The organism is Streptomyces poriferorum, assembly GCF_019399235.1.
Lineage (GTDB): Bacteria > Actinomycetota > Actinomycetes > Streptomycetales > Streptomycetaceae > Streptomyces > Streptomyces poriferorum.
The window spans coordinates 14,084-26,668 of the sequence record NZ_JAELVH010000012.1; the positions used below are offsets into that span (position 1 = coordinate 14,084).

Below are 12,585 nucleotides of genomic sequence, written 5' to 3' on the forward strand. Positions count from 1 at the left end.
CGTGGTGTCTGTGCCGAACCTCCTGGGCGTCACCGCGGACCGGCTGTGCGGCATCGGGGACGAGGCCGCCCCCGATCTGGCGGGCCAGCTGGCCATCCACCACGAACTGGGCATGGGCGCCATCGAGTTGCGTACCGTGGACGGCCTCGGACTGCACGAGCTGCCCCCCGGCGACGCCGCCGACCTGGCCCGGCGCACCATCGTCGCGGGCCTGCGGGTGCCGGTCGTGGACACTCCGGTGGGCTCCTGGTCCACCACCGTCGGCACGGGCATGGACGGCGAGCTCGCCGCGCTGGAGCGCTCCGCGAAGGTGGCGGCGCTGCTGGGCTGCGACCGGCTGCGCGTCATGTCGTACCCCAACGACGGCCGTCCGGAGCGCGAATGGCGCACGGAGTCGCTGCGCCGGATGCGGACGCTGACCCGGGAGGCCGAGCGGCTCGGCGTGACCCTGCTGCACGAGAACTGCCAGGGCTGGGGCGGGCAGAGCGCCGCGCACACCGTGCACATGCTGGAGGAGGTCGCGAGCCCCCGCCTGCGGCTGCTGTTCGACACGGGCAACGGACTCGCCTACGGCTACGACTCCCTCGACTTCCTGCGCCGGGTGCTGCCGTGGGTGGAGCACGTGCACATCAAGGACGGGATCCGCTCCGGCGGACAGGCCGAGTTCACGATGCCCGGCGAGGGCTCGGCCCACGTCGCCGCGTGCGTGCGGCTGCTGGAGGAGCACGGCTACCGCGGCTACTACAGCCTGGAGCCCCATCTGGCCCACATCCCGCATCTCGGGCTTTCGGGCGATCCGGCCGCACTCGCCGACGGCTACCGCGCGTACACCCGGCGCTGCGCCTCGCTGCTCGGCATCGACATCACGGACAGCCGCACGTACTGGGAGGAGAGCCACCATGGCTGAGACGGCCCGCACGACCCGCACCGAGGGCGGCCTCGCGGCCGCGGACCTCCAGTGGCTGACCGAGCTGATGGCCGTCGACTCGGTCTCACCCCTGGAGGGCGGCCCCCTGGACGGGGCGGCCCGCGCTCAGCGGGTGTTCCTGGCCGGCGCCGCCGAGCGCGGCTTCCGCACCGCACTGCACGGGCCGCCCGCGGCCGAACTGCTGGAGCGCCCCGAAGTGCCCGCCACGGTACGGGAGGTGGCCGGCCGGGACCTGTCCGCGTTCCTGGAGGGTCAGCCCTCCGTGGTCGTCGCCCACGGATCCCCGCAGCCGCAGGAGCGCCGGCTGGTCGTGAACTTCCACATGGACACGGTCGGCCCGCACGTCCCGCCGCGCCTGGAGGGCCGGGTCCTGCACGGCCGGGGCGCCGTGGACGACAAGGGGCCGGGTGTCGCCGCCGCGGCCGGGATCGCCGCCGCCTTCGCCGAGGACCCCGGACTCGACGGCCGGATCGAGGTGCAGATCGCGTCCGTGCCCGGCGAGGAGGGCGGTGCGATGGGCACCTACGGGACGCGTGCGCTGATCGACGCCGGGTACACCGGGCGCCTGATGGTGTTCGCCGAGCCGACCGGGAACACCTTCATGGACGGCTGCACCGCGGCGATGACCCCGCGGATCACGGTCACGGGCCAGGACTCCACCGACGACCACCCCGCGGACGGGCACAACGCCACCGTGCTGCTGGGCTTCCTCGCGGACTTCCTCGCCCGCCGGCTCGGACCGCTCGCCCACGGCATGGGAGCCAAGCTGTGCGTCTCCGGCCTGCACACCGGCAACGCACACAACCGCGTCTACGGTTCGGGCCAGTTGCTCCTGAACATCGCCTACCCGGCGACCGAGCAGGCCGAGCTGCTCGCCGCCTCCCTCGAAGTGCTGATCGAGGAGGCCCGTACCGAGTTCGCCCATCTGCACGCCCATGACCCGTTCAGCCGCCGCACGGTGAAGGACTGGCGCCGGATCGTCCGCCTCGACTGGCTGAAGCAGGGCCTGCCCACCCTGAACAACCGCGACCCGGAGGCCGAACTCCTGCTGAACGAGGCCGGGTTCCTCCGGCACGACGGTCTCGCCGACGGCTCCGCCTTCACCTGTGACGCCATCTGGGCGCCGGGCCCCGGCCGCTATGTCGTCGCCTGCGGTCCCGGCCGCCTCGACGCCAACGGTGCGCACACCGCCGACGAGTTCGTGCACCTGGACGACCTGGACACGTACGCCCTGCGCATCAAGGACCTGGTGCACGCGTTCGCCGCGCACACCGCCTGAACCTCCGCCTTCGTCCCCGTATCCCTCATCTCCTGCGAATCAGAGGACCTGCCATGACCGTCCGTGTTCCCCTCGCCGAGCTCACCGCCTTCGTCCGCAACGTCCTCACGGAGTGCGGCCTGGACGCCGACTCGGCACGTACCGCCGCCGACGTCATCACGTACGCCGACGCGAACGGCTTCACCACCCACGGCACCAACGGACTGGTGAACATCTACGCCCCCCGCCTGCTCGACGGCCGGATCGACTCGGGCGCCGCACCACGCATCGTGCAGGAGACCGCCGGGGCAGCCCTGCTCGACGGGGACCGCGGGCTCGGCCTGGTCACCATGGACCTGGCCATGGACATCGCCATGGCCAAGGCGCGGCAGACCGGCATCGGCATGGTCGCCGTCCGCAACAGCACCCACTTCGGCAGCGCCGGCTACTACACGCAGAAGGCGGCCGCCGCCGGGCTGATCGGCCTGGCGATGACGAACTGCGGCGCCCAGGGCGTCGCCCCGCCGCTCGGCGGCACCGTCCGGATGCTGGGCACCAACCCGCTGAGCGCGGCCGTCCCGGTCACCGAGGGCGCGCCGTTCGTCCTCGACATGAGCACCACCGTGGTCGCCACCGGAAAGATCAAGGCCGCACACCGGGAGGGCCAGGAGGTCCCGCAGGAGTGGCTGGTGCGCCACGACGGCACCCCGACCTCCGACCCGGCCGACTTCATGGCCGAGGAGGCGGACGTCGCCTGGCTCGGCGGCCCCGCCGCGACCGGTGGCGCCAAGGGCTTCGGGCTCGCACTCCTGGTGGACCTGCTGTGCGGCCCGCTCTCCGGCGCCGCGTACGGTCCCCGGCCCGGTGTGCTGAAGGGCGAGCCGGCGGGCGACGACAACGTCGGCCACACCGCGATCGTGATCGACCCGTCGGCGTTCGGCTCCGCGCACGCCATCGCCGCCGAGAACCGGATCCTGCTCGACACGGTCGCGAACTCCCCGGCCGCCGCGTACGCGACGCGGGGCGTCACCTACCCGGGAGCCCCCGAGGCCCTGCGGTACGCGCAGTCGCAGCGCGAGGGCGTCGAGCTGCCGGGACCGGTGGCCGAGGGCCTGGCCGCGCTCGCCGAGCAGCTGACTGTCCAGGCACCCGCCGCGCTGACCGGGCGCAGCCTCCAGCCGGTCGCCTGAAGCGCCGAGGGGCCTCGCGGCCCCGCCACCCGAAACCACCACGGACACGGAGAGGACCGAACCATCATGCGTATCGGAGTCATCGGAGTGGGCGTCATCGCACCCTTCTTCCTTCAGGCCATCGAGGACGACCCGGAGCTGAGGCTGACCGCCGTCTGCGACCTCGACCAGTCGAAGCTGACCGGATTCCCGCCGGGGACCGTCATGTTCACGGACCACCGCGACCTCCTCGCCTCCGGTCTGGTGGACGGTGTCGTCGTCACCCTGCCCAACCACGCGCACGCCCCGGTCGTGGCCGACGCCCTGCGGGCCGGTGTGCACGTCTGCTGCGAGAAGCCGCTGACCGTCCACGCCGCCGACGCGCACCGGCTGGTCCAGCTGGCCGACGAGCACGGCACGACCTTGTTCACCGCCTTCCACCGCCGCTACAACACCCATGTCCAGGACCTGGCGGACCGGCTCCCGGAGCCCGAGCTCATCTCGCACGTCACCAGCCGCTACCAGGAGAAGATCGAGGAGCACACCGGCGCCGACCGCTGGTACCAGGACCTCGACCGCTGCGGCGGCGGCTGCATCATCGACAACGGCCCCAACGCCCTGGACGCCCTGGAGACCGTGCTCGGCCCCCTCACGCTGACCGACGCCACGATCGGGGACGTCAGGTCCGGCGTCGAGTTCTGCGCCGAACTCAGCCTGGCCACGGCCGGCGGCATACCCGTCCACGTGGACCTGGACTGGGCCCTGGAGACCGGTGAGCGCAAGGACATCACCGTGCACCTCAAGGACGGCCGGGAGCTGCACGCCGACATGCTGGACGGCTTCGAGGCGTTCAAGTCCTCCCTCGACCACGAGTACGCGGGCATCATGGCGGACTTCCACCGGGTCGTGCGGGACGGACGCAGCGGACCGGACCGGGGCCCGCACATCGTCGACCTCGTCGAGGAGGCGTACGGCATCGGGCGGACCAAGGAGCAGCGGCTGCGGATGGCCGCCAAGGAGCCGGTTTCGGCCCACTTGGTGAAGCTGCTGTTCCACCGGCGTACGGACCGCGGGATGCGGCTGTCGCCCTGGCAGTCACGCTGCGTGCGGGCCGGCGACGTCCACGAGCTGGTCACCACCACCGACCGGCCCTCCGCCACCGGGGACCGCGTCGACCACGTCGGATTCCTGGGCTTCGCCGAGTTCCCGTCCGGCACGGTCATCGACCGGGGCGACGTGGTGTCGGGCCCGCACGGGCCGATCGGACGGGTGGCCGGATTCGACGAGTGCCACGCGCCGAACCACTACAACATCCTCATCGACACCGAACGCGTCCTCACGGCCGAGGACCTCGACCTGCATACGCTGGACACCTTCACCTTCTCCGGAGGAACCCGATGACCACCCCCACCTTCCGCAAGGTCGCCGTGACACCCGAGGCCCGCGCTCTCGTGCCCGGCGTCCAGGTGCTGACCCTGGAGGCGCAGATCTCCGCCGCCGGCCCCGCACCGGCCGACGACGTCTGGGCCGAGGCGCACGCGCAGTGGACCGGGGCGAGCCGCGCCGAGGTGCGTGCGGCCCCGAACGTCACCGCCTACCGGGAGTTGAGCCGGCTGATCGGCAGCCATCCCGACAAGCGGCCGCCCTCCGTGCAGGCGCTGATCGACCGGGGGCTGCGGGCCAAGCCGCTCGGCGCCTGGCCGAAGATCAACCCGGCCGTCGACGCGGTCAACGCGGTGGCGGTACGCGACCTCGTCGCGCTCGGCCTGTTCGACCGGGACATGCTGGAGGGCGAGGTGGCGCTGCGACTGACCGACGGCACCGAGGAGTTCACGGCACTCGGCGCGGACGGGCCGGTGACGCTGGAGGCGGGCGGTCTGGTGCTCGCCGACGAGAAGCGCGTGCTGTCGCAGTTCGCCCACCGGGACGGCGTCCACCAGGCGGTGACGGCGCAGACCCGCCGGGTGCTGCTGCTGGCCTGTTCGGTGCCCGGCGTGGACGAGGACACCTGCCGGGACGCCCTGCTGGCCGCCGCGGCGCTCCTGGGCGCAGCGGCGCGGTAGCGGCCCCGGGGGTCTCCCGGGCAGGGCGGTCAAGTGGTCCGCCGCCGGCCCGGAGCAGTGGACTGCCTGGCGGGTACGCGCTGTTGGTTGGCTGGGATCGAGCCGCTGACCGACCCTCGTACCGAAAAGAGACCGCCCACGATGACCATGACCGCCGTCGAGCCCGCCGCAGCACCACCCGGGACGGACGCCGCACCCCTGCGGGTGACCGTGGCGCGCACCCCGCTGCCGCCGCATGCCCCGCTCGCCCTGGGCGCCGAGCTGCGCCGGCTGCTCGGCGAGGACCAGGTGTTCCTCTTCGAGAGCCTGGCCGGCCCCGACGAGGACTGCCGTTTCGCCGCGGTCGGCGCCGAGCCGCTGGCCCGGATCACCGTGCGGGACGGACGGATCGGCCTGGACGGCGTGCCGGAGCTCGTGGAGCGGCTGCGTCCGCTCACCGACCGCGCCCGCGGTGACGTCCGGCACCTGCTGGAGGCGGTGAACGGGGCCTTCGCCGTGGAGACCGACGTCCCCCTCGACACCTACGCCTTCGGGTTCCTGGCCGTGCTCGGCTACGAGGCCGCCTGGCACCTGGAGCAGCTGCCGCCGCGCGCCCCCGGCCACGACCCGGAGATCACCCTCACCCTCTTCCGCTACGTCGTCACCTACAACCTGGCGACCGGCGAGAGCCACCAGCTTCTGTCGGAGGCACCCGAGTTCGGTGGCCCCGGCATCCTGGGACCTGATCTCTCCGCGTTCGTGTCCACCCTGCCGCCCGAGCCGGAGGCGGCCCCCGTGCCGCCCGCCCCGCCGGCGTACAGCGTGCGCCGCACGGTGGGCCGGGAGGAGTTCACCGACCGGGTGCGCCGCTGCCTGGAGCACATCAGGGCGGGCGACGTCTACCAGATCCAGATCGGCCACCGCATCGAGGTGAGGACCCCGCTGCCGGCCATCGACGCCTACCGCCGGCTGCGCCGGAGCAACCCGTCGCCGTACATGTACCTGGTGCCGTGGGCGGGCCGCACCCTGGTCGGGGCCAGCCCCGAGCTGCTGCTGCGGATCGAGGGCCGGACCCTGGCGATGCGGCCCATCGCCGGCACGACCGCCCGGTCCGCCGACCCCGCCGAGGACGCCCGCCGGGTCGCCGCGCTGCGTGCCGACGAGAAGGAACGCGCCGAGCACATCATGCTTGTCGACCTGTGCCGCAACGACGTGGCCCGGGTGTCCGTGCCGGGCAGCCTCGCCGTCGAGCGGATGCTGGCGGTCGAGCACTTCGCCCAGGTCCACCACCTCGTCTCCACGGTCCGCGGCGAACTGGCCGACGGTGCCGACGTGTGGTCCGCCCTGCGCGCCACCTTCCCCGCGGGCACCATGACCGGGGCGCCCAAGGTCCGCGCCATGGAACTGATCCAGGAGATCGAGGGCCGGCCGCGCGGCGCCTACGCGGGCGCGCTGGGCCTGATCGACGTACGCGGCCACGCGGCGACCCTCGCCCTGTGCATCCGTACCGCCGTCCACGACCCCGACACCGGGACGTACGCGCTGCAGGCGTCCGCCGGCGTCGTCGCCGACTCCTCGGCCGACGGCGAATGGCGCGAGACCCTGATCAAGATGAGCGCGGTGTACGCCGCCCTGACGGGCGAGGTGCTGACGGCATGAGGATCCTGCTCGTCGACGCACGCGACAGCTTCGTCCACATCATCGACCACTATCTGCGCGAGCAGGGCGCCCGCACGGACGTCGTCACCGCGCTCACGCACTCCCCGGCCGAGCTGGACGCCCGCCGCCCCGACGCGGTGGTCCTCGGCCCCGGCCCCGGGCACCCGGCCGACTCCGGCCACCCGGAACTCGTACGCCACTTCGCCGGACGGGTACCGCTCCTCGGGATCTGCCTGGGCCACCAGGCCATCGGGCTCGCCTACGGAGGCCGGATCGAGCGGGCGGCGCGCACCGTGCACGGCAAGACCAGCCGCCTCGACCACGACGGCTCCGGGATCCTCGCCGGACTCGCCGACGGCACCGAGGTCACCCGCTACCACTCACTGGCCGTCGCCGACCCGCTGCCCGCCGAACTCCTGGTGACCGCGCGTGCCCGCGAGGACGGCTGCGTGATGGGGCTGCGCCATCGCCGGCTGGCGGTCGAGGGCGTGCAGTTCCACCCCGAAAGCATCACCACACAGACCGGATCCGCGTTCATCGCCAACTTCCTCGAAGGGATACAGCCATGGTCGACCACGGTCCCTGGGCGTCGATAGCCGCCCTGAACGGCTCGGAACGGCCCGACGGACTCACCGGAAGGGTGCTGCGCATGCTGGCGGCCCAGGCCGCCGAGCACGGGGTGCACCTCGATGTGATCCCGCTCGCCGAGTACGACATCACCCCCTGCGGGCCCTGTGGCGACTGCAACGTGCGCCCGCTGCCGTGCGCCCTTGACGACGACGTGCCGGCCCTGGTGGACCGCCTCGTCCGGGCCGACGGGGTGCTGTACGCGGCGCCGGTGCACGGCTTCGGGCTGGCGGGCGTCATGCAGAACTTCATCGAGCGGGCCGGGGTCGGCCACCTGCGCTTCGACCGCCCGCTCGCCAACAAGGTGGCCGGCGTCGTGGTCACCGGCCGCCGCTACAGCCACGACCGGGTCTACGGGCAGCTCATCGACAACGTCCTGCTCAACCGCATGATCGTGCCGGGCAGTGGCTTCCCCGCCTTCGTGCACGACCAGTTCGCCCCGGGCGAGGACCAGGAGGGCCTGGCCGCCGCACGCGGACTGATGGACCGGATGATCGACCTGATGCGGATCCTGCTCCTGCCGCACGGCGGCCGCGGCGACACCGCACGGCTGCTGTCGCTGCCCCGCAACGAAAGGGCCGGGCTGCTCAGCCCCGCGGGGTGAACAGCCCGGCCGTCACATCGACTTCACACGGCGGGCGGTGCGACAGGGCCCGCCACGTGGCACCCGCCGACCAGCACCGAACGCAGCGCGCTCCGGTCCTGGAGCACCGTCAGGTCCGCCGCCGGGTCGCGGTCCCACACCACCAGGTCGGCGAGGCGGCCCGCGGCCACCACCCCGGCGTCCGCACCGCGCCCGGCCAGCTCGGCCCCGTTGGCGCAGGCCCACTTGATGACCGTCTCGGGCGCGATCCCGGCCCGCTCCACGTACATCACCAGCTCGTCCGCGTACGTACCGTGCGGGGTCCAGGCGAAGCCGAAGTCGTCGCCCGGCACGATCTTCATGCCGCGGCCCTCGGCCGTCGGGAGGAAGCGCAGGGTGTTCTCGATCTCGTCCCGGAAGTCCAGCGACTCCAGATAGTCGGGAGCCTTGCCGAACCGCTCCCCGAGCGCCAGCAGCCGGTCCGGCTGGAACAGGCTCGGCACCACGAACACGCCGCGTTCGGCGATCTCGTCGAGCGCCCGGTCGTCCGCGTACGTGGCGTGGTCGATGACGTCGACCCCGGCGGCGAGCGCGTTACGGATGCCGGCCAGGCCCCGGGAATGCGCCCGCACCCGGGCACCGCGCCGGTGCGCGGTCTCCACGACGAGTGACAACTCCTCACGGGTGAAGAGGAGTTCGTCGGAGCGGGCGTTCGGGAACGTGTCGTCCCCGGACGAGAACACCTTGATGATCTCGGCGCCCTCGTCGATCTCCTCCTCGGTGTACTTCACCAGATCGCCCAGGACGTCCACGACCGGCATCAGCTCGCGCGGCATCCTCTCCTTGAGCTCGGGCGAGCGCCGTCCCGGCGGACCCGAAACCATCAGGTCGCGGCTGCACGGGGTGATGCGCGGACCGGCGATGACGCCGGCCCCGATGGCGTTCTTCAGCGCCATGTCGATCCCGGCGACCGATCCGGCCCCGACGAACGCCGTGTAGCCGCAGCTCAGCAGGTCCGTCGCGTGCCGGGCCGCATGCAGCGCGACCTCGGGCACCCGGTACTTGAACAGCGTCTCGCGGCCGGTGGTGACATTGACGTACGCGATGTGGGTGTGGCCCAGCGTCATGCCGGGCATCACGGCGGCCCCGGCCAGGTCCCAGCGGACGAAGTCGCCCTCGGCGGGGGCCTCGGCGGCCGGCAGCACGGCCTCGATGCGGTCGCCCGACACCAGCACGGAGCGGGCGGGCGACGAGGCGCGGCCCAGCCCCTCCTGGACGGTGACGTCGTGCAGCAGCAGTCGGTGGTCAGCGGTCACGGCCGGCTCCCCGTGGACGGTCGGGCACCCTCGGGACGGGCGAGTACCGCGGGCCCGAACACCATCCACACCATGGGGACGCCCGGCCGCGAGACCTGGAACTCCAGCCGGTGCGCGACGCGCCCCGGTTCGTTGGTGACGGCGGCGTCCGCGCGTCCCTCGGCGACGAGCTGGGCGGCGTGGATGGTGGACTCGGCGGGCACCCAGGCGATGTCGTAACCGCCCCGGCCGCCCTCGGCCCCGTCGAGCAGCTCCACCAGACGGCGGGTCTCGTGCAGGGTCGCGAGCCGCAGGATGCCCTCGCGCAGCCCCGCAGGACCGGAGGCGATGCCGTACTCGGGGGTCGGTGAGGAGAAGGTGGCGTCCAGCCGCAGCCGGGGCGACCAGAAGAAGCGGGTCGCGCATTCGGCGGCCCCCGGCACCAGGGCGTAGGCGGGACCGCCGCGGCTGCCGACGGCGGCCAGCAGCTCCTCGAAGGAGTCGTACGGCACGGGCTCCACCACGGGGCCGCCGAGGTGGGCCAGCCGGTATCCGAGACGGGAGAGGGCGACCATCGAGGTGGTGCCGGCCGGGCCGAGCGTGCCGACCCGCAGGGTGCCGGGCCGCAGCAGCGGCGAGTGGGGTATCCGGGCGGGTTCCCACAGGATGGGGAACGGCGTCGTGTCGGAGTCGGCGTCGGAGCCGGCGCCGAGGGCGCCCTGGGCGCGGAGCAGGGGCTCGGTCATGCGCGGTGCCCCCGGGCCCCGGCCAGCCGGCGGGCGGCGGCCGTCTCGTGGTCGACCGGCGTGCGCCGGTCGTGGATGCGCGCGGCCTTCCAGCTGACGAAGGCGCCGGTCGTGGTGACCGGGTCCAGTTCGCTCGGCAGCTCCACCCGGCAGCGCACCCCCAGCGCGTCGGCGACCCGTGCGGCGTGCGCGGCCTCCAGCCCCGGCACGGGCCCGTCGGGCAGGTCGAGCCGGACGGTGATCAGGTCCTCGCCGTCCTCGGCCCGGTCGATGACGACCTGGTAGCCGTAGCTGTGGTCGATCCGGCGCAGGACGGCCTGCTCGATCTGCCAGGCCTGGAAGCTGTGACCGCCGAGCACGATCCGGTCGCGGGTGCGTCCGACGACCCGCATGACCGGGCCCCGGATGCCGCAGCCGCACACGTTGTCGGAGAGCTCGACGAGGTCGCCGGTCCGGTAGCGGATGAGCGGCTTGATGCCGTCGATCAGCATCGTGACGACCAGTTCGCCGGTGCCCCGGTCGCCGAGTGCGGCACCGGTGTCCGGATCGACGAGCTCGGCGATGTAGTTGGGCCGGGCCAGGTGGAGCCGGCCGTGTGCGCAGGCCGAGGCGATGACCAGGGTCTCCTGGGAGCCGTAGAGCGCGTTGTACGTCCGGGCGCCCCAGGCCTGGTCGATCTGGCGGGCCAGGTCGGGGGTGCACATCTCACCGGTGACCAGGAAGACCTTCACCGCGAAGTCGCGGCGCGGGTCGAGTCCCTGGTCACGGGCGGCCCGCGCCAGCGAGAGCGCCACGTTAGGCGTGCAGAACACGACGTCCAGGGCCAGGTCCCGCATCAGCTGAAGGGCCTTGGGGAAACCGATGACGGGGGAGTACGGCCAGATCTTGGCGACGGCCGAACCCACGTTACGGGCCACGTCACCCAGGGTGTCGCCGAGCGAGTGCACCTCGGTGGGGCCCATCACGCCGACGCGCGGGGCCCGGTCGCCGAAGACGTCCGTGAAGATGTTCCGCCAGCTCTCCGTCACATGGGCGTTGGAGGCGACCACCTCGCGCGGGTCACGGGGACAGGGCGTGGCCGGTCCGGTGGTGCCGGTGGTCTCGTAGAAGAAGCAGGCCTCGTCGAGATCACGGCTCAGGACGTCGGACATGGCCGTGCGCAGGTGGTCCTTCGTGGTGAAGGGCAGCGAGCGCACGTCGTCGAGGGTGAGCCGGGCGGCCGGTACGCCGGCCAGGTGCCGGGCGTAGAAGGGCGAGCCGTCCTGCGCGAGCGCGACGACCTCGCGCAGCTGCCGCTGCGCCCACGTACGCCACTCCTCCTCACCGAGTTCACCCGCGGTGTACCGGTCGTGCAGCGTCAGATAGCGCTCGATGAAGTCGCGGTGCTTCCCGGATGTGGGCAGCCACATGGATCCCCCAGGTGATTCGGCGGGTGCGGTGGACGTCAGTGCCGTGCACCGGGCCTGTGGCCGGGTGCGCCCGTACGCGTCCGGGAAGCGGCTATCCGATACTGCGGTCCGCACCGATGCGCCCTCAATTAGCCTTAGGAGACAGTCCCTTCGCTCTTGGTGGCAGTGCGCCGGGGACCGTGCCGGTCATGCGGCCGCCTTTTTGGCCGCGGCCACGAACTGCCTGATCAGCTCCGGGTCCTTGACGCCGCGGGTGCGCTCGACGCCGCTGGAGACGTCCACTCCCCAGGGCCGCAGGCCGGCGACGGCCCCGGCGACGTTGTCCGGGGCGAGACCTCCGGCGAGGAGCCACGGTCCGGTGGGGGAGACGCCGAGGGCGGCCGGGTCCCAGCGTTCGCCGGAGCCGGGCCGGGGCGAGTCGATGATCAGCAGGTCCTCGCCGTACGCACCGGTCTCCAGCGGCGCGCCGCCCTCCGGGGAGGTGGCCCGGATCAGCCGGAACCCGTCGGCGCGCAGCGCGGCGAACGCCTCGGGGGGCTCCGCCCCGTGCAGCTGCACGGTGTCGACGCCCGCCTCGGCGGCGGCCCGGCGCACCTCGTCGAGCGGCTCCCCGCGGAACACGGCGACCGTGGCGGTCCCCTCCGGCACCAGTGCGGCCAGCGCGCGGACGTCGGCGGGGGCGACCTGGCGGGGGCTCGGCGTGAGGACGAAGCCGATCGCGTCGGCCCCGGCCTCGACCGCGGCCGCCACATCCTGCGGGCGGCTCAGGCCGCACACCTTGACGTACATGTCTTCTCCTGGATCCGGAACGGGAACATCGGTGCTGACGGGAACATCGTTGCTGTCGGGGCCATCCATGCTGTCAGGGC

General features: G+C 73.0%; 12 protein-coding genes. 8 read left to right on the top strand and 4 right to left on the bottom strand.

Features of this window, described 5'->3' with window-relative positions; genetic code table 11:
- Positions 1-4 precede the first annotated feature (4 nt).
- From JGS39_RS03795 to JGS39_RS03830, 8 genes are all read left to right on the top strand, one after another.
- A complete protein-coding gene (locus tag JGS39_RS03795) occupies positions 5-907 on the top strand; it encodes a sugar phosphate isomerase/epimerase family protein (protein WP_219567243.1) in 903 nt (300 codons plus the stop codon).
- Positions 900-2,207, top strand: coding sequence for a M20/M25/M40 family metallo-hydrolase (locus tag JGS39_RS03800; RefSeq protein WP_219567244.1), 1,308 nt, complete (start codon positions 900-902; stop codon positions 2,205-2,207). The genes JGS39_RS03795 and JGS39_RS03800 overlap by 8 nt, the downstream gene beginning before the upstream one ends.
- A gap of 53 nt (positions 2,208-2,260) precedes the next feature.
- Positions 2,261-3,376 carry an Ldh family oxidoreductase gene (locus tag JGS39_RS03805; protein WP_219567245.1) on the top strand — a complete coding sequence of 372 codons (1,116 nt, stop codon included), beginning with the start codon at positions 2,261-2,263 and terminating at the stop codon, positions 3,374-3,376.
- Between the two features lie 66 nt (positions 3,377-3,442).
- Positions 3,443-4,756, top strand: coding sequence for a Gfo/Idh/MocA family protein (locus tag JGS39_RS03810; RefSeq protein ID WP_219567246.1), 1,314 nt, complete (start codon positions 3,443-3,445; stop codon positions 4,754-4,756).
- The gene (locus JGS39_RS03815) at positions 4,753-5,418 is read left to right on the top strand and encodes a phenylalanine--tRNA ligase beta subunit-related protein (RefSeq protein WP_219567247.1); all 666 of its coding nucleotides are present in this window, start codon (positions 4,753-4,755) and stop codon (positions 5,416-5,418) included. The genes JGS39_RS03810 and JGS39_RS03815 overlap by 4 nt, the downstream gene beginning before the upstream one ends.
- A gap of 141 nt (positions 5,419-5,559) precedes the next feature.
- Positions 5,560-7,056, top strand: a complete 1,497-nt coding sequence (locus JGS39_RS03820) for an anthranilate synthase component I family protein (RefSeq protein ID WP_236062904.1) — start codon at positions 5,560-5,562, stop codon at positions 7,054-7,056.
- A complete protein-coding gene (locus tag JGS39_RS03825; protein WP_219567248.1) occupies positions 7,053-7,652 on the top strand; it encodes an anthranilate synthase component II in 600 nt (199 codons plus the stop codon). The genes JGS39_RS03820 and JGS39_RS03825 overlap by 4 nt, the downstream gene beginning before the upstream one ends.
- On the top strand, positions 7,622-8,287 hold the full coding sequence (locus tag JGS39_RS03830; RefSeq protein ID WP_219567249.1) for a flavodoxin family protein: 666 nt from the start codon (positions 7,622-7,624) through the stop codon (positions 8,285-8,287). The genes JGS39_RS03825 and JGS39_RS03830 overlap by 31 nt, the downstream gene beginning before the upstream one ends.
- 23 nt (positions 8,288-8,310) lie before the next feature.
- Here the strand turns inward: JGS39_RS03830 and JGS39_RS03835 are convergent, their stop codons facing one another.
- From JGS39_RS03835 to JGS39_RS03850, 4 genes are all read right to left on the bottom strand, one after another.
- Positions 8,311-9,582, bottom strand: coding sequence for an amidohydrolase family protein (locus tag JGS39_RS03835; protein WP_219567250.1), 1,272 nt, complete (start codon positions 9,580-9,582; stop codon positions 8,311-8,313).
- Positions 9,579-10,307 carry a type 2 periplasmic-binding domain-containing protein gene (locus tag JGS39_RS03840; protein WP_219567251.1) on the bottom strand — a complete coding sequence of 243 codons (729 nt, stop codon included), beginning with the start codon at positions 10,305-10,307 and terminating at the stop codon, positions 9,579-9,581. Before JGS39_RS03840 ends, JGS39_RS03835 begins: the two co-directional genes overlap by 4 nt.
- Complete coding sequence (locus JGS39_RS03845; RefSeq protein WP_219567252.1) at positions 10,304-11,716, bottom strand: phenylacetate--CoA ligase family protein; 1,413 nt, start codon at positions 11,714-11,716, stop codon at positions 10,304-10,306. The genes JGS39_RS03840 and JGS39_RS03845 overlap by 4 nt, the downstream gene beginning before the upstream one ends.
- Before the next feature lie 186 nt (positions 11,717-11,902).
- Positions 11,903-12,505: a phosphoribosylanthranilate isomerase gene (locus JGS39_RS03850; RefSeq protein ID WP_219567253.1), complete on the bottom strand. Its 603-nt coding sequence runs from the start codon at positions 12,503-12,505 to the stop codon at positions 11,903-11,905.
- Between the last annotated feature and the right edge of the window lie 80 nt (positions 12,506-12,585).